Below are 17,902 nucleotides of genomic sequence, written 5' to 3'. Positions count from 1 at the left end.
CCCGGTCAGAACAACCGGGGCATTTCATTGAAATCGGGAAGATAAAAAATAAGGGTCTTATATTATAATATTCTTTAGAGCTGTAAAAAGTAACCCTACGAACTTTTATTAAGAAACAATAAAAATAATTTTTAGGCCAGGGCTTCGTATAAAAATACGTTAACCGGATAAAGTTGTTCGTAAAGCTGCACCACTTTTTTAATGTAACTATCGCTGGTAACTACCTTATCTTCCAGCGGTTTTGAATAAATATACGATTTGTATTTCAGCAAATCAATGTGCTCATGATCTTTCGGAAAACCCTTTGGAGCCAGCTTTAATTTATCGTCATACATTTCCTGAAACTGTTTTTTAAATTCGGGTTCATTGGTAATTTCCAGAAATTCCTCGGCATGGTCAGCCACATAATTCCTTATCGATTTTAGCACCGGTGCCGGTGGCATATATACTCCGCCGGCAATAAAACAAGCACCGGGCTCAATATGAAAATAATAACCCGGATTCATACTTTTCCGGCCTCCTTTACAAATAAAACTGCCAAAATTGGTTTTGTACGGGCGTTTATCTTTTGAGAACCGCACATCGCGGAAGATTCTAAAAACACAATCTTTGGGTTGTAAACCCCTCACCGCCGGATCGAACTCACCAATCTCATTAATCAGCACATCGGTAAGAAAAAGCAGCTTTTCTCTGCTTTCATCGTACCATTTTCGGTTATCGTTAAACCACTCGCGATTGTTGTTTTCCTCCAGCTGCTTTAAAAATCCAAGAACTTTCTCCATAGTAGAATATTTTGCACTATTTTAGCTTTCAATGTAAACAAAAAACAGAATTGATGCTAAAAAAGTTTGCCTTAATTGTTGCGGGCGGCAGCGGAAACCGAATGGGGGCTTCCGTTCCGAAACAGTTTCTCGAAATCGAAGGGAAGCCCGTTTTGATGTACACTTTTGAAGCCTTTTTACGTTTTGACCCCAACATTGAATTTGTACTGGTTTTACCCGAAACACAGCTTGAACACTGGAAGAAACTTTGCAAAGAACATGCTTTCGCAACATCGTACAAACTTGCTTTTGGCGGCGAAAATCGTTTTCAATCGGTAAAAAACGGGCTCGCACAAATTGTTGACGATGGCATTGTTTTTATCCACGATGGCGTTCGTCCGCTTGTTACAAAGGAAACCATTGAGCACTGTTTTTCGGAAGCCAAAAAATCGGGTAACGCCTTACCGGTTGTTCCTCCGGCAGAGTCGATTCGTTATTCGGATGAACATGGCAATAAATCGGTTGACCGAAGTAAATATTTTTTGGTACAAACACCACAAACTTTTGATGTACAAACCATAAAGGAAGCCTACCAAAAGGCTCAACACGAAAATTTTACCGACGATGCTTCCGTACTTGAAAACGCCGGACATAAAATTCATCTTGTTAATGGCAACCGCGAAAACATTAAAATTACCTGGCCCCAGGATCTTATCATCGCCAAAACCTTTCTTTTTCCACAATAGCATAATCGGCGTTTATTGGTAAATATTCGCCATTCACCGATTAAAACCACGGAAACTTTTTCAAATCGAATAGTTTTGTGTAACTATTATACGATTTAAAAGGCTATAGAACTGGGAAGTTTAAACGCACTGTCGTGGAAAAACTTTTTACACGACTAAAGTTTCCTGAGAAAATAAGCATACTTTTGCCGCGTGGAAGAAAAGAAGAAATACATTATAGAAAACGTGGGCCATCTTTATTTTAAGAAAGGCATACGTGCGGTTACCATGGACACCGTGGCAGCCGAATTCGGGATATCGAAAAAAACACTTTACCAATATTTTACCGATAAAGAAGATTTGGTAAACCAGGTTATCGAGTTCTATATTGAAGAAAGTGGAAAAACTTTTAAGGAGTTGGATGATACAAATGCCATCGATAGTATTCTACTCATTCGCAAGCATATGGCATTCATTTTTAAGTTCTACAACAATGGCATTGAGAAGGACCTAAAAAAATATTATCCCGGATTGTATAAAAAGATTAATGAGGTAAAACGCGAGCGCATTTTTACCAGTACCATCGATAACCTGAAACTGGGAATGACGCAAGACCTGTATCGCACCGATCTTGATCCGTACCTGATTGCCAAACTACAGGTGGGAAGAATGTTGTACACCATGAATCCGGATTATGGAATTTTTGAAGAGTACGAAGTAAACTCGCTCGCATTTTTCGATAGCATGATGGACTACCACATGAATGCTATTTGTACCGAGAAAGGAATAAAATATTATAAAAAACAGCTTAACAAAGTTCAGTATGAAGAAACAAATTAAACAAATCATCTTGTTTTTATTCTTGTCAGTTGTGGGACTGTCGCTGAAAGCTCAGGAGGAAGAAAACACCGGGTTTTCGCTCGACCAGGCCACACAATATGCCATGCAAAACTCGTATGTTTTGTTCAATACGAAACAAGATGTGACAATCGCCCAAAAACAGGTGTGGGAAACCATTACAACCGGATTGCCACAGGTATCGGGAACAGCTAATTACAACGCATTTCTGAATCTGCCGGTTTCTCTAATTCCCGGTGAATTTTTTGGAGGAGACCCTGGTACTTACATTCCTGTAAAATTTGGTCAGGACTACAATGCCGACTTCGGATTCAGCGTATCACAACAAATCTTCGATGGTTCGTGGATTGTTGGAGTGAGCTCGGCCGAATTGTATTTAAACCTGGCCAAACAAGCCAACGAAAAAACGGAGATCGACATACGAAGTGCAGTGGCACAGGCCTACTACGCCGTGTTAATTAGCCAACGTTATCGCGAGGTTATGCTTGAAAGTTTGGAAAACAGCACCCGTTTGTACGAAGAAACCAAGGTGTATTACGAAAATGGTTTTCGCGAACAACAAGATGTTGACCAGCTAAGAATTTTGCAAAAAAATGCCGAAAACGAAGTACTTCGCTCGGAAAGAGAATTAACAATTGCCAAAACGGTTCTGAAATATACCATGGGCTTCGATCTGAGCCAGGAGATTGAATTAACTGATGACCTGGATGTTTTCGTTTCGCCATTGGTGCAGGAATTGAATTCTATCGATCTTGATCTGATCAACCACATCGATTACCGTTTGGCCCAGTCGAATTTTGAAGTTTCAGACAAACTGTACCGATTGGAAAAAGTAGCTTATTTGCCAAAGCTTAATGCTTTTTACAGCTACTCACGTACATCATACGGCAACAAAGCCAACCTGTTTAAAGAAGAGTGGTTCCCGTCGTCGCTAATAGGAGTGCAGGCATCGATTCCCATTTTCAATTCAGGTAATAAACGTGCAAAAGTACAACGGGCGCGTATCGAACTCGACAAAGCAGAAAACGATATGCGTTACGCTGAGGTAACACTTCAGAAAGATTACTTAATGGCATCGGCTGATATGGAAACGGCACGCGAACAGTTTTTAAACACACGCGAAAACCGCGATCTGGCAAAAAGCATTTTGGATAAAACACAAATAAAATTTAATAACGGAATGGTTAGCAGTGCCGAGCTTTCACAGCAGGAAACACAGTACATAACCACCTCGCAACAATTGGTTACCTCAACGTTATCGTTGCTGCAAGCCGATTTAAATCTGAAAAAAGCCGCCGGCGCATTATAAACGAAAACAAAAAAAATATATACGATGAAAAAGATTCTATTCATTTTAACAACCGCACTTATAGTTTCGGCTTGCGGAAATACAAAGGTTACCGACGAAGCCGCCAAACGAGAACAATTGCAGGAATTAAAGCAGCAGGTTCACACGCTTGAGCAACAAATACACGTGCTTGAAATGGAACTATCTGCTAACGAAACCGAAGAACTGGTTAATATTAAAACCAACACGCTTGAAAATCAAAAGTTTGAACACTTTATTGAAGTTACCGGAAAAGTTGAAGCCGAGCAGGATGTGAATGTAAGTCCCGAATCGGCAGGAATTATAAAAGAAGTACTGGTATCTGAAGGACAACAGGTAAGCAAAGGGCAGGTTATGGCGCGCCTTAACACCGATGTTTTGGAACGTTCGATTGAAGAGCTGCAGGTACAATTGGATTTGGCCGTAACAAATTACGAGCGTCAGAAAAACCTTTGGGACCAGAACATTGGCTCTGAAATGCAATACCTGCAGGCCAAAAACAATAAAGAAAGTCTTGAAAAGAGGATTCAAAGTTTAAATACGCAAATTGAAATGTCAGAGGTAAAATCGCCTATTAACGGGGTGGTTGACATTGTTTACCAAAAGAAAGGAAACATCGGCAGCCCGCAAACACCGTTTGCCAAGGTAATTAATACCGGCAACATTAAAATTTACGGCGATATCTCCGAATCGTACATTACCAAAGTACACCAGGGCGACAATGTTGAAATTCGTTTTCCGGCCTTAGACAAAACTGTTGATGCCAAAATTAACCAGATCGGTAATACCATCGATCCTAATAACCGTACATTCCGCGTGCGTATCAACATCAATAATCCCACAAACCTTATCAAGCCCAACCTGGTTTCCGTGATTTCGTTACGCGACTATGTAAACGATTCGGCTATTGTTGTGCCTTTGCTTTATATTAAGGAAGACTTTAACGGCCACTACACTTATGTTGTTGAAAAAGAAAATGGAGAAGATGTAGCTCGAAAAGTTTATGTTACTCCTGGTGTTACCAACAACAACATGACTGAAATTATTGATGGGCTAAGCGCCGGAATGAGGATAATCTCAGAGGGTTATAATCAGGTTGTTAACGGAACAGCTGTACAAATCAATTAAACAACTACCTTAAAACTCTTCATGATGGAGAAAGAACCTGAAAACAAAGAATTTGAAATTACGCGTGTGTTTAAGCCCACGCTTCTTTCATTAAAAAATAAAATAACAGTATACATTTTCACCGCCCTGCTGGTGGTATTTGGTATTTTTTCGTACAACCAAATGCCCCGCGAAGCTATGCCTGAAATTGTTGTGCCGTATATTTTTGTCCAAACTTTATACCCCGGAAACTCACCGGTTGATATTGAGAATTTGTGCACCCGGCCAATCGAAAAAGAGCTAAAAGGCCTGAAAGGGATAAAAAAAGTATCGTCAGCATCATATCAGGATGCAAGTGTTATTATTGTTGAATTTAATACGAACGTTACCATTAAACAGGCACTACAGGATACTAAAGACCGTGTTGATAAAGCCAAATCGGAACTTCCCGGAGACCTGCCGAGTGATCCCTTTGTCACTGATTTCGACCTATCCGAATATCCAATTATGAATGTAAATGTTTCGGGAGAGTACAGTATTCGTGATTTGAAGAAATATGCTGAAATAATGCAAGAGGAGTTCGAAAGCTACAGCGAAATTTCGGAGGCAAACATCCGTGGAGTTGAAGAAAGAGAAATCCAAATTAACATTGATCCTTTCAAGCTTGATGCCGTAGGCCTTACATTTGATGATGTAGCCTTTGCTATTCAGCTGGAAAACATCAGCATGGGGGCCGGTCAGTTTACTGCCGACCAAACCCGACGAACCATTCGTACCGATGCCAATTATACCAGTATCGACCAAATTGCCAATACCATAGTAAAAGTAAACATGGGCAAACCCGTATATATTCGTGATATTGCCACTGTTGTTGATGACTATAAGGAACAGGCAACCATTGCCCGGGTAGATAATAAACCCGTTGTAACGCTGTCGGTAACCAAAAAATCAGGAGAAAATATTCTTTCTGCCTCCGAAAATGTTTTTAATGGAATAGACCAGTTAAAAGCTCGCGGGCAAATTCCCAAAGATCTGAATATTGTGGTTACTGATGATATGACAATCGAGATTGAAAATACCATTTCGAGTCTTGAAAACAGTATTATTCTCGGAATGATACTGGTAACTTTTGTGCTGTTTCTGTTTCTTGGTTTCAGGAATGCACTTTTTGCCGGCCTCTCCATTCCTTTGTCTATGTTTTTGTCCTTTGTTATTCTTCAACAATTGGGCATTACCTTAAACTCAATGGTACTTTACGGGCTAATACTGGCACTGGGTATGTTGGTTGACAATGCCATTGTAGTGGTTGAAAATGTTTACCGCTTATATAGTAGTGGAGTTCCGCTACTAAAAGCCACAAAACACGGGGTAAGCGAAATCGCCTTTCCCATTATTTCGTCAACACTTACTACGCTGGCCGCCTTTTTCCCACTTCTTGCATGGGAAGGCATGATAGGTGAATTTATGAAAATCTTCCCGCAAACATTAATTGTTGTGCTTGCCTCTTCATTGTTTGTGGCCCTCATTCTTAATCCTGCTTTTATTGCAGGATTTATGAAAATTGATGATATCACAAAAAAGGCAAATAAAAAGCGTGTATTGCGAAATGCTGCAATTCTTGGCGGAGCAGCAGTTTTTTTCTATGCCGGACAAATATTTCTAGTAGCTAACTTATTGGCAACAATAGCTGGTCTGATGCTTTTAAATCTGTTTGTTTTAAGAGGTCTGGCACGTTGGTTCCAAACTATATTACTCGTTAAACTTGAGAACCTCTATACGCGCCAGTTGCGACATGCATTGTCGGGACCATGGCCCTATATTTATTTTGGAGGAACGATATTGCTGCTTTTATTCTCAATGGGATTCTATTTTGGAGGTAATCCGAAAATGGTATTCTTCCCCGACGTTCCGCCAAATACCGTTTTTGTTAGTATGGAACTGCCTCTTGGAACTTCCATAGAGCGCACTGATGAAGTGGCCAGCGAAGTTGAAGCAATTGTAAAAAATACACTTTCGCCATATAGCGATATTGTTAAATCGGTAACAACTAACGTAGGTGTTGGAAAAGGAGGAATGTTTGAGGACGAATCAAGCCCAAACAAATGTTTAATCTCGGTGAGCTTTGTACAATTTAAGTATCGGGATGGAGCCAATACCAGTGCCATTATGCAGCAAATTTCTAAAGATCTGGATGGCTTTGTTGGCGCAAAAATATTTGTTGAAAGTGGCGACATGGGACCACCTACCGGAAATCCTGTAAACATAGATATTAGCGGCGATGAATTTGACCAGCTAATTGCAATTACTGACGATTTCCTGCAAATTATTGAAGAAGACAACATCCCTGGAATCGATGAATTAAAGTTGAACATTAATACGAACCAACCGGAGATGCTGATTGAAGTGGACCGTGAGCAAGCACGATTATACGAACTTTCTACGCAACAAATAGCAATGGCTTTCCGAAATGCAATTTACGGATACGAAGCCAGTCAGTTTAAGGATGGTGAAGACGAGTTCGACATTTTCGTTCGCCTGGATGAAAAGTACAGAAATGACGTTTCTACATTGATGAATCAAAAGATACATGTAAATGATAATTCTATACCTATCTCATCAGTAGCTAAGTTTAAGTTTTCCAGTTCATACGATAAAATCAGTCGCATCGATTTTAAACGCGTAATTACTATTTCATCGGGAGTAGTAGAAGGATACAATGCCAATGAAATTAATGCACGTATTGAGCAAATTCTGGCTGATTACGAAATGCCTGCAGGCTATAGCTATGAGTTTACGGGCGAACAGAAAGAACAAGCCGAAAGTATGGAATTTCTGTTCTTTGCACTCCTTATTGCGGTGGCCATGATTATGATTATTATGGTAACCCAGTTTAATTCGTTTATCCGCCCTGCAATTATCATAGCAACAGTAATATTCAGCACCATTGGCGTTTTCCTCGGTTTGGGAATCTTCCAAATGGAATTTGTAGTAATAATGACCGGAATTGGAATTATTTCGCTGGCCGGAATTGTTGTAAATAACGGAATTGTACTTATCGACTATATCGATCTTACCCGTAAACGCAAGCGATTGGAACTTGGTTATTCAGAGAAAGCATTTCTACCTAAAGATGTAGAATTAAACGCATTGGTACATGCCGGAAAAACCCGTTTACGCCCGGTATTACTTACCGCAGTTACAACTGTTTTAGGGTTGTTACCTCTGGCTGTAGGACTAAACTTCGACTTTTTTACCTTGTACTCACGTTTCGATCCGCAAATATCAATCGGAGGCGAAAGTGTAGCGTTCTGGGGGCCAATGTCGTGGACTGTAATTTTTGGTCTTACCTTTGCCACTTTCTTAACCCTGTTACTTTCTCCGGTGATGTATATGATTACCATCCGGATTAATTACACCATAAAAAAATGGACCGGTAATTTACCGGAAGAAAATAGACCTAAAAAAGCAGAAGTATCGGAATAAACCGGTGCTTTTAACAGAAAACGGGTAGCCATTATTGACTACCCGTTTTTTTATTGTAATTATCGAGGAGAAAAAATATCTTACTCCTGAAATCTGCGTTATCTGCGTACAATTATTTTAGAATTCTATACCAGCGAATCGCCCTTCTGAATGCGAACATCGGTAACAAATTTCTTTATCTGATCTTCATCTTCGCGTCGGCAAATCATTAAGGTATCGTTTCGTTCTGCAATAATAAAACCATCAAGTCCCTGAATTACTGCCATTTTATTTTTCGAGATATCTACAATGCAGTTTTCGGTATCATACAACATCACATTATCGGCCCGAATTACGTTACCCTGTACATCTTTTTCCTTGTTTTCGTATAACGAACTCCAGGTTCCCAGGTCGCTCCAGCCAAAATCAGCCGTTAGCACATACACATTTTTCGCTTTTTCCATAATGCCATAATCGATTGATATGGCCTGGCATTCGGAGTATGTTTTCCGGATAAAAGGCTCCTCACTGGCGGTATTCAACAGCTTTCGTCCATGTTCAAATTTTAATGCAATTTCGGTTAAATGCTGTTGCAGCGACTCGAGCATGGTAGACAGCGACGAAATAAAAATTCCCGAGTTCCAGTAAAACTCTCCACTTTCGATAAAAATCTTCGCCATCTCTTCGTTGGGCTTCTCGGTGAAGGTTTTTACCTTATACAGGTTGTCAAGATCCTTAAACTCCTTTTTCCGTTTCACCTGTATATAACCATAACCGGTTTCCGGACGGCAGGGTTTTATTCCCAACGTTAATAAAGCCGGTTTTTCTGAAACAAATTCCAACCCGTTCCGGATTTGTTTTTTAAACTCCTCCTCTTTCAGTATAAAATGATCCGACGGCGTTATAATGATATTTGCGTCAGGATCGGTGAGGGCAATTTTATTGGCAGCATAAGCCAAACACGGTGCAGTATTGCGTCGCAGGGGTTCCAGCAAAATCTGCTCGTCTTTAAGCTCGGGAAGCTGCGTTTTTACAAGATCTTTATATAATGCGTTTGTTACAACAAGGTAGTTTTCTTTGGGTACGATCTCCTGAAACCGCTCGTATGCCTGTTGAATAAATGTTTTTCCTGTTCCTAAAATATCTAAAAACTGTTTTGGACGTGCTGTACGGCTAAGTGGCCAAAATCGACTTCCTACTCCACCAGCCATTATCACACAAAAATTGTTAGCCATCTGAATGTGTTTTGTTCGTATTATTAATCTTCCCTGAGATTGTAACTTTGAAAATACGGAATTATTTTGTTATTGTTGCCTCAGCCCGATTCAAATTCATAAAAATTTTGTTTCCGCATATTAAGTTGTAATTTTAGCCGATTACATTAGCAAGAAACTATAAACAATGGGGTTTTTCTTTCATATTGGTCGATATTTTTCGATGCTGAAACGGGTTTTTGCCCGACCCGAGAAACACAAGCTGTATATCAGGCAATTGTTTCACGAAATCGATAACCTGGGCGTAAACTCGGTTGGAATCGTAATTATCATTTCGGTTTTTATTGGCGGAATTATGACTATCCAGTTCGCCTACAGTATGGCAAATCCTCTTTACCCTGTTGAGCTGGTTGGTTTGGGTACACGCGATACGCTTTTACTCGAATTCTCGTCAACCATGCTGGCCCTTATTATGGCCGGGAAAGTAGGCTCAAATATTACATCCGAAATTGGCACCATGCGTGTTACCGAGCAAATCGATTCGCTTGAAATCATGGGCGTAAATTCGGCAAGCTACCTTATTCTTCCAAAGATTATTGCAGTGGTATTTGTCTTTCCGTTTTTGTATATCATCAGTGTGTTTTTTGGTTTGCTGGGCGGTATGGTTACGGGGCCAATTGCAGGGGTAATATCTATTCCCGATTATATTTCCGGTATCCAGTGGCTGTTTTACCCCTATTACATTACTTTCTCGTTAATAAAATCTTTGTTTTTTGGATTTCTGGTGGCTTCGGTGCCGGCCTATTTTGGTTACTACGTGCAGGGCGGTGCCCTCGAAGTGGGTAAAGCCAGTACAAAAGCCGTGGTTAACACCAATATTCTTATCCTGTTTTTCGATTTAATTTTAACCCGCTTGCTATTAACATGATTACGCTTAAAAACATTGTAAAAACATTCGACGGCAATACGGTTCTGAATAATATTTCAACCGTGTTTGAACAGGGAAAAACCAACCTGATCATTGGCCGAAGCGGTTCGGGAAAAACTGTTTTGCTGAAATCAACACTGGGTCTGTTCGAGGTGGATAGTGGTGAGATTTGGTACAACGACCGCAATTTCACTCAGATGAATCAAAAGGAACGAAAAATTCTGCGCCGTGAGGTGGGAATGGTTTTCCAGGGTGGTGCTTTGTTTGATAGCATCTCGGTGGAAGGCAACGTTCGTTTCCCATTGGATATGTTTTCCAAAATGAGTCCGGCGGAAAAACAAAAACGTGTTGAATTTTGCCTCGACCATGTAAACATTGATAAACAGGCTTTTAATCTTTCGCCCAGCGAAATTAGTGGTGGTATGCAAAAACGTGTTGCCATTGCCCGTGCCATAGCACTGAATCCGAAATACCTGTTTTGCGACGAACCCAACTCGGGCCTCGATCCTGAAACTGCAACGGTTATCGATCAACTCATTCAAACCCTTACCAAAGAATTTCAGATGACCACCATAATCAACACCCACGATATGAACTCGGTGATCGAAATTGGCGAGTCGGTGCTGTTTATTTCGCATGGCCAGAAAGAATGGGAAGGTACCAAGGAAGATATTCTAAAATCGGACAACCAAAAACTCGAAGATTTTATTTTTGCGAATAAACTTTATGCACAGATGAAGAAGGGGCAGTAATATAAAAAATTAACTCTATAATAAATATATTTTCAAACATTAGCTCAATACGCTTCAATTAAGAAACTTCTGTTACTTTTACTCCCAACTCGGAACCAGAACTTCTGACTTCCGGCTTCAAACTTTTTTAGCATGAACTACGAATGCCTAATCTGCCAGGTAAAAGCGCTGCAAAAACGTATGGACAAGTACGAAATTGCAGAGGAAAAACGAAATAAAATTGTAAGTCAGGCCATTTCATCCATTGCCGGCATTAACCTCGAAAAAAGTTTTTCGCCCGAGATTACCAGAAATATTTTAAGGGAACTGGCGAAAGAATCGGATGTAAAAGATCCGTATAGCACTGAAAAAGAAGAAAGCAACCAGGCATTGTTGAGTCGTTACAGCGAATTTAAAACAAAGGTGGAAACCTCAGTCGATAAATTCGATACGGCACTGCGATACGCCATTGCCGGAAACATTATCGACTTTGGACCAACACACCGTTTTGATGTGGACGAAACCATTGAGCGGGTATTCCAAACCTCGTTTGCCGTTGACGATTCGGAGGCATTAGAAGCAGCGATAAAAAAGGCTAAGACCATTTTGTACCTGGGCGACAATTGTGGCGAGATTGTAATGGACAAACTTTTCCTGGAAACGATTGATCACCCGAATGTGATTTTTGCTGTTCGCGACCAGCCCATTTTAAACGATGCCACTTTAAAAGAAGCCCGTGAAGTTGGTTTGCACGAAGTTGCTTCGTTGATCACCAATGGCGATAATACGCCGTCAACCTTGCTGCACCGGGTAAGCAAAGAGTTTTTGGAAATCTACCGATCGGCCGACCTCATCATTTCAAAAGGTATGGGAAATTTTGAAGGATTAATGGACCAAAACGATCCGCGCCTGTTTTACCTGCTGATGATAAAATGCCCTGTTATCGGCCAAAAGGTTGGTGCCGAAAAAGGGGACTTTGTGGTGAAACGAAGCAAAAACTGAACACAAAGATTTGCGAATGATGGTTAACGATTTTAGATTGCAGAAGTGTGAGAAAAGTTTGCAATCGCAGTTTGCAGTTCTACAATTTGACAATAGAAAAATTTAAAAAGGTATAAATTGGCAATAGGCAAATAACAGTAAGCAAACAATAAAAACTTTAAAGTGTTTTCAAAACCTTTGCGCCTTAGCGTCTTTTCGGTAAAATTCTTTGTGTTTCAATTCTACTTTTTAGGATCCAGAGTAACGATCGGAATAATCAATTCCTCCATAGAAATACCGCCATGCTGGAACGTATCTTTGTAATAATTAGCGTAATAATTGTAATTATTCGGATAAGCAAAAAAGTCGGTTCCCTGCGCAAAAACGTAGCTGGTACTCACATTTCGCGATGGCAGATAAATGCTCCGCGGGTCGCGAATCTCAAATACATTCTTCGATTTAAAATTCAAGTTCTTACCCAGCTTGTAACGCAGGTTGGTATTGGTTTCGCGGTCGCCAATAATTTTCACCGGATTATCAACACGAATGGCACCGTGGTCGGTAGTAATTACCACACGAATATTCTCATCGGCCAGCGCCTTCAACAACTCCAGCAACGACGAGTTTTTAAACCAGCTTAAGGTTAACGAGCGATAAGCTTTTTCGTTGTTAGCCAACTCGCGAATCATGTCCATTTCGGTGCGGGCATGCGAAATCATATCCACAAAATTCACCACCATTACCGAAAGATCGTTTTTCAGAATATTGTTGAGATTATCGTTTACCCAGCGCTCCTTTTTAGCTCCCGATCCTTTTTCGAAATACAGGCTCTCTTTGCGCGAAAAACGCTCCAGCTGTTTACGCAACAGCTCCTCTTCGTTGCGGTTTTTGTAGCCTTCGTTATCGTCGTCGAGCCAAAGCTGCGGGTACAACTTTTCAATTTCCGAAGGCATTAAGCCGGCAAACATAGCATTACGCGCATACATGGTGGCGGTGGGCAAAATTCCGCAGTACAACTCTTCCGTTACCGTGCGGAAATAGGTATTTATCTCGGGACTAATAACCCTCCACTGGTCGTAGCGCAAATTGTCCACCACCAGCACAAAGGTCTTTTTCCCATCGTTAAGGTTTGGAAAAACACGGTGTTTAAAAATATCGGGCGACAACATTGGCCGATCTTCAAAATCGGCATCAAACCAATCCTGGTAGTTATCTTTTATAAAACGGAAAAACGCCTTGTTGGCCTCCTCCTTCTGCATGGTTAGCACCTGGTCCATGGCCGAATCTTCCGACTCGCTCAACTCCAGTTCCCAGTACACCAACTGGCGGTAAATATCTTTCCATTCATCAAAAGTCAGGCGGTCGTTCAGTTTCATCCCGATCTGGGCAAACTGCATCTGGTATTTCGATGTGGTTTGTTCGGTAACCAGCCGCTTCTGATCGATGTTCTTTTTCAGTGTCAGCAATATCTGTTTTGGATTGACCGGCTTAATCAGGTAATCGGCAATTTTAGCGCCAATTGCCTCATCCATTATATTTTCCTCCTCGCTTTTGGTAATCATTACCACCGGCACATTGGGTGCAAGGTCCTTAATTTTTGTCAGCGTTTCCAAACCTGTAAGGCCCGGCATATTCTCGTCGAGAAAAATTATGTCGAAATAACCGGCTTCAACTTTCTCAATCGCATCAAGGCCGTTGTTCGCTGTTTCAACTTCGTAACCTTTTTCCTGCAAAAATATAATGTGCGCGCGTAAGAGATCTATTTCGTCATCTGTCCAAAGTATTCTTGGCTTATTCATTCTTTTTATGTTTTCTGTTTCGTTCGTTCCTATCAGTTAAAGATAAGAACAAAATGGGTGCCGTTAAAGTATGTGCTTAACAAACTTTAAGAGTTCTTTACTCCTAAGGGAAGTAATAAATGGTGCTATTTATTGAGGTATACCTGCTTGTAGAAATCCATGTATTCGGTAATGTTCTTCTCTTGAAGGAAAATACCGAAGTTCTCATCCGAAATCAGGAAATTACGGTACTGCGCCGTTCCAAGCGGATCGAACAGATCGCGGTTGCGCACCACCACGCTAAAATACTGACGTGCCGTTGCCTCGTCTTCCATTCCTTTTACAATGATGAGCTGACGCACCTGATCAAGCTGCTGTTCTTCGATGACAAAACCCGAGTTGGCAAAATTCGACTGGTTATACGCTGCAATACCGCTAATAAACGCATCTTTAAATACACCTGTTGCCGGAATTACAAACACAATGCGGTGTGGCCCTTCAATGTTCTGGTTGTACGGCGTATCGGCCAGCGAAGCCGCTTCAGCCTGAGTATTCGTAGTTGACTCAGCAGTTTGCGTTGTTGTTGTTTGTGTAGGTGTTGTAGTCTGGCTTTCGGTATCCGTCGACGAATCGGAAGCCCTGCGCTGAATATAATTGTCGCGGAAGAAAACGATGTACTCTTCCACTTTATTCTCGTCGAGCATAGCCTGCAGGTTATCATCGGTAATCAGGAAGTTGCGGTAAGTGGATTGCCCCAGCGGCTCGAACAAACTACGTGTGGTAATTGCCCTGCGGAAATACGACATCGATTCGTTGAGTGCCGGAATTCCGTGAACCACCAGCAAACGATAATCGCCCACTTCTTTTGCCTGCAATGCCAGTCCCCAGGCACGGAATTGGTCCCGGTTAAAATCAGCAAATCCACGCATTAATGGTCGTAACGACAGGTTTTTGTCTTTTACGGCAATCACAAAATTCTGTGTGGTATCAACATTTGTATCGTACAATCCGGCCGGACCAGCATTTACCGTAACAAAAGTACCACGTTCGTTCAGCGCATTGTCTTCGGCTGCGGCACGCGCCATCAGCTCTTCAGGCGAGATATCCAAATCGTCGTCGCTGAAATTTGAACGGATAAAACGACTGTAATTCTTCACAAAGAACTTCATGTAATCGGCTGTTGAGCGTTCCTGCATTACCGCCCGGTAGTTGGTCGACGATATCACAAAGTTCATATAATCAATTCCCTGTAAGGCTTTAAACACTGAAGCTTTTCTGATGATCGCTCCGTGATAGATCAGCGCATTTTCTTTGTTGGTCATCGAGCGCACCAGCACAAAAGCCAGTTTATCATCGAGGTATTCGGTTTCAATATCGAAATCAATTTTTGTATAGTGATCAATGTTGTAATTGGCAATATCAAACTTCAGGCGATTCAAATCGATATTGTCTTCTTCGTCGCGCGGATAGGCAATTACAAAGTAATGCAACAGATCTTCGTCGTAACTGAATTTTCCGCCAAACTCATCGTCGGCAAAGAAATTTTCGGGCAACAATTCCTCGTTTTGAATCTCTTCGCTGATGTATCCCATTTCCACCAGTTTCTGGTAGTCGGTTAAGGTACTGTCCTGAATAAGCTTAAGTATTTCCCCAGCGAGTGGCGATGGTTCTTTTGCCGGATATTCAGCCAGGTAGCCTTTTAACAAGGCTTCAAAATTATGCACATCGGTTAACACGCCATCGGCAACCATTTCCATAAAATCAATTTTCGGAAGGATCACTGTATCGGGCTCCATTCTTTTCATTTGCATGGTAAGCGACTGCACGGCCTGGTACCTTCCCTGCTTGTAATTCCGGAATGTTTCCTGGTACAAACGATTCATGCTATCCGTTTTGGCTGCCATTTCAACAAAGAAATTCGGGTTTTGTAAAAACTGCGCAAACTTACTTTTCGGATACTGTGAAATAATGAGGTTACGGTAGTAGTTTGATTTTTCTTTATCGCCCATCAATTCATACAAATCGTACAAATCAAAATAAGCCGACAAGAGATAAATATTGTTTGGGTAACGTTCTATCAGCTCCTCAAAAGCCTCGGCTGAACGCTCGTAATCTTCAAATTCCGATTTAAATATTTTTCCTGAGTTGTACAGTGCATCGCGAATTCGTTCGTGCGACACTGCCATCATCGAGTCGGTTAAAGGTAAATCCTGCGTATAGAATTCCTTTTTCAATGGGTCTTCCACACGTTGTTCTTCGGGTTCAACCTCTGCCATTTCTTCGCCTTCTGCCATCGACACAGTGGCCTTGTTCGATCGTCGCCAATCGTCTTCAAGCGTTCGTCGCCCCCATTGTTGCTGGAACGTTACCCGCCCGTACGACACCGTTTGCGGATTGTAAAAATACCAGCCGCCGCCACCTGAATTTCCCATTCCCATGCGGTAACGGTTTGAGCGGTAGTAGCCCTGACTTTGCGCATCCTGCAGAGTCAGATTTTCCATGTTGCGCTGGCGCTCCTGCTCTTCTTTCATCAGGCTGGCAATCAACGCTTCGCGCTCAACATCCGACATTTGAGCTACTCTTTGCAGACTGTCTTCACGTTCAACCAACAGAATATTGTCGACCAGGTTGGTTAAACTCCGGTAACGTGCCGACACATTGTCGTAATTCGGATATGTTTCGTCGATAATGATCATTGCACTATCGTAGTACGACTGTGCACCGCGGTAATTCAAATCCTCAAAATAAATATCGGCCAAAGTAATTGACGACAAGGCCCGCTGGTATTGATTTTTAAAACTCGTAGCTACTGATTCTTTATAGTTATCCTTGGCTACATCGCGGTTTCCTTCGCGGAAAAAAATGTTACCCAAGGCATAATAAATCTGATCGCGGAAATCGACATTCTTTTTGTCGCGCAGCATTTTATTCAACTGCTTTTTCAGATCTTCCGTATTTCCTTCGCCCGAAAATACACCTGCCCCGTTTATCATCGCGTTAAACGCCATGGTGTAATCAGGATTCATTTTGGTTACCTTTCTAAAGGCTTCAGCAGCCGCCTCGTTCTGGCCAAGTTCCTGGTACAACTGCGCTACAATATATTGCAGGCGGGCTTTATCTTGTTTCCAGAATGTTTTGTCGATGGCAATATCGAGCAGGCGAATGGCATTGTCGTATTCAAACTGCTTTTTGTAATAGAAAGCCGTGGCGATGGCAAAATCGCGCTCCAGACTTTTTGGAAAATCGTCGTACGACTGAATGGCCTGAATTACTTCGTTGGCTTCAATGAAACGTTCCATCTCGGTGTAAGCCCTAATCAGCCAAACCTGTGCCTCATCGGCCGTTTCTTCGTCGGGGTATTTACGCACCACATACGAGAAATTATCAATGGCCGCAAAAAAATTGTGCTGGTAGAAATAGGCTTTCCCCATTAAGAGGTAACTGTCGTCGATCCAATTGTTAAACTCCTCCTGGCTGGCAAACTCCTGGTATTTGCGCGAACCACCTCCTCTTTTACGTTTTGGTTTTTTGGTAATGGAGTGGATCTCGATCAGTTTCGAACATTTTACAACCGCATAATCCATATCCGATTTTACCATGCGCGCTACCGATGGATCGCTCTCTTTGTAAATGGGCAAAATCCGCGTAAAGTCGTCCTCAATGCGCTCTTCAATAGTTGCAACACCCTCTTTTACTGCCTCGTTGGCATTAAAATAAATATTGTAACGCGAAGTAACATTATGGAAAGTTCGTGATGCACGGGTATTTTTTTCAGTAGAACAGCCGGCAAAAATCGAAACCAATAAGAACAGGAATATGGTATGTAAAAATCGTTTCTTCAAGCAGTTTTTTGTTAACTCATTGAATAAACTCAGGAATCACAAGATTATTGCCTGTACATCCTGAATTGTTGCATTTTGTAAACGCTGTAAAAATAAGAAAAAATGAGTGTTCAACGGAATTAATTACCGGATGGGGAAGATTATAAATTTCAAAGGGATTCTGGCCCTGAAAAAAGGCAGAGATGAAC

Annotated in this window: 12 protein-coding genes; 8 read left to right on the top strand and 4 right to left on the bottom strand. The window is 41.5% G+C overall.

Going from position 1 to position 17,902, the window contains the following annotated elements:
- Window positions 1-131 precede the first annotated feature (131 nt).
- Window positions 132-782: a DUF2461 domain-containing protein gene (locus LH29_RS02510; protein ID WP_045025965.1), complete on the bottom strand. Its 651-nt coding sequence runs from the start codon at window positions 780-782 to the stop codon at window positions 132-134.
- 53 nt (window positions 783-835) lie between these two features.
- Here LH29_RS02510 and LH29_RS02505 point away from each other — a divergent pair, with 53 nt between their 5' ends.
- The 5 genes from LH29_RS02505 to LH29_RS02485 all read left to right on the top strand — a co-directional run bounded on the left by LH29_RS02505 (window position 836) and on the right by LH29_RS02485 (window position 8,261).
- Complete coding sequence (locus tag LH29_RS02505; protein ID WP_045025964.1) at window positions 836-1,507, top strand: 2-C-methyl-D-erythritol 4-phosphate cytidylyltransferase; 672 nt, start codon at window positions 836-838, stop codon at window positions 1,505-1,507.
- Window positions 1,508-1,699: 192 nt separating this feature from the next.
- The gene (locus LH29_RS02500; RefSeq protein WP_045025963.1) at window positions 1,700-2,326 is read left to right on the top strand and encodes a TetR/AcrR family transcriptional regulator; all 627 of its coding nucleotides are present in this window, start codon (window positions 1,700-1,702) and stop codon (window positions 2,324-2,326) included.
- Window positions 2,310-3,653, top strand: coding sequence for a TolC family protein (locus LH29_RS02495; RefSeq protein WP_045025962.1), 1,344 nt, complete (start codon window positions 2,310-2,312; stop codon window positions 3,651-3,653). Before LH29_RS02500 ends, LH29_RS02495 begins: the two co-directional genes overlap by 17 nt.
- 24 nt (window positions 3,654-3,677) lie before the next feature.
- Window positions 3,678-4,799, top strand: a complete 1,122-nt coding sequence (locus LH29_RS02490) for an efflux RND transporter periplasmic adaptor subunit (RefSeq protein ID WP_045025961.1) — start codon at window positions 3,678-3,680, stop codon at window positions 4,797-4,799.
- A gap of 21 nt (window positions 4,800-4,820) precedes the next feature.
- The gene (locus LH29_RS02485) at window positions 4,821-8,261 is read left to right on the top strand and encodes an efflux RND transporter permease subunit (RefSeq protein WP_052670554.1); all 3,441 of its coding nucleotides are present in this window, start codon (window positions 4,821-4,823) and stop codon (window positions 8,259-8,261) included.
- 125 nt (window positions 8,262-8,386) lie between these two features.
- Here LH29_RS02485 and LH29_RS02480 read toward each other — a convergent pair whose 3' ends face one another.
- Complete coding sequence (locus LH29_RS02480) at window positions 8,387-9,475, bottom strand: mannose-1-phosphate guanylyltransferase (RefSeq protein ID WP_045025959.1); 1,089 nt, start codon at window positions 9,473-9,475, stop codon at window positions 8,387-8,389.
- Window positions 9,476-9,641: 166 nt separating this feature from the next.
- Here LH29_RS02480 and LH29_RS02475 point away from each other — a divergent pair, with 166 nt between their 5' ends.
- The 3 genes from LH29_RS02475 to LH29_RS02465 all read left to right on the top strand — a co-directional run bounded on the left by LH29_RS02475 (window position 9,642) and on the right by LH29_RS02465 (window position 12,115).
- Window positions 9,642-10,382, top strand: a complete 741-nt coding sequence (locus LH29_RS02475) for an MlaE family ABC transporter permease (RefSeq protein ID WP_045025958.1) — start codon at window positions 9,642-9,644, stop codon at window positions 10,380-10,382.
- Window positions 10,379-11,134: an ABC transporter ATP-binding protein gene (locus tag LH29_RS02470; RefSeq protein WP_045025957.1), complete on the top strand. Its 756-nt coding sequence runs from the start codon at window positions 10,379-10,381 to the stop codon at window positions 11,132-11,134. Before LH29_RS02475 ends, LH29_RS02470 begins: the two co-directional genes overlap by 4 nt.
- 132 nt (window positions 11,135-11,266) lie before the next feature.
- Complete coding sequence (locus tag LH29_RS02465) at window positions 11,267-12,115, top strand: damage-control phosphatase ARMT1 family protein (protein WP_045025956.1); 849 nt, start codon at window positions 11,267-11,269, stop codon at window positions 12,113-12,115.
- Window positions 12,116-12,336: 221 nt separating this feature from the next.
- Here LH29_RS02465 and porX read toward each other — a convergent pair whose 3' ends face one another.
- Together porX and porW are read right to left on the bottom strand one after the other, a co-directional pair.
- Window positions 12,337-13,893 carry a T9SS response regulator signal transducer PorX gene (gene porX, locus LH29_RS02460; RefSeq protein ID WP_045025955.1) on the bottom strand — a complete coding sequence of 519 codons (1,557 nt, stop codon included), beginning with the start codon at window positions 13,891-13,893 and terminating at the stop codon, window positions 12,337-12,339.
- A 125-nt stretch (window positions 13,894-14,018) separates the two neighbouring features.
- On the bottom strand, window positions 14,019-17,714 hold the full coding sequence (porW, locus tag LH29_RS02455) for a type IX secretion system periplasmic lipoprotein PorW/SprE (RefSeq protein WP_157493540.1): 3,696 nt from the start codon (window positions 17,712-17,714) through the stop codon (window positions 14,019-14,021).
- Window positions 17,715-17,902 lie beyond the last annotated feature (188 nt).

This window comes from Draconibacterium sediminis, from assembly GCF_000949475.1.
In the GTDB taxonomy this organism is placed as follows: domain Bacteria; phylum Bacteroidota; class Bacteroidia; order Bacteroidales; family Prolixibacteraceae; genus Draconibacterium; species Draconibacterium sediminis.
The sequence above is the reverse complement of the archived record's forward strand: the minus strand, read 5'-3'. Positions and strand labels throughout refer to the sequence as shown.

Coding starts and splice junctions, on each gene's coding strand:
- LH29_RS02495 (WP_045025962.1), top strand. CDS start 2,310: ATGAAGAAACAAATTAAACAAATCATCTTGTTTTTATTCTTGTCAGTT.
- LH29_RS02485 (WP_052670554.1), top strand. CDS start 4,821: ATGATGGAGAAAGAACCTGAAAACAAAGAATTTGAAATTACGCGTGTG.
- LH29_RS02470 (WP_045025957.1), top strand. CDS start 10,379: ATGATTACGCTTAAAAACATTGTAAAAACATTCGACGGCAATACGGTT.
- LH29_RS02510 (WP_045025965.1), bottom strand. CDS start 782: ATGGAGAAAGTTCTTGGATTTTTAAAGCAGCTGGAGGAAAACAACAAT.
- LH29_RS02475 (WP_045025958.1), top strand. CDS start 9,642: ATGGGGTTTTTCTTTCATATTGGTCGATATTTTTCGATGCTGAAACGG.
- porX (WP_045025955.1), bottom strand. CDS start 13,893: ATGAATAAGCCAAGAATACTTTGGACAGATGACGAAATAGATCTCTTA.
- LH29_RS02465 (WP_045025956.1), top strand. CDS start 11,267: ATGAACTACGAATGCCTAATCTGCCAGGTAAAAGCGCTGCAAAAACGT.
- LH29_RS02480 (WP_045025959.1), bottom strand. CDS start 9,475: ATGGCTAACAATTTTTGTGTGATAATGGCTGGTGGAGTAGGAAGTCGA.
- LH29_RS02490 (WP_045025961.1), top strand. CDS start 3,678: ATGAAAAAGATTCTATTCATTTTAACAACCGCACTTATAGTTTCGGCT.
- LH29_RS02505 (WP_045025964.1), top strand. CDS start 836: ATGCTAAAAAAGTTTGCCTTAATTGTTGCGGGCGGCAGCGGAAACCGA.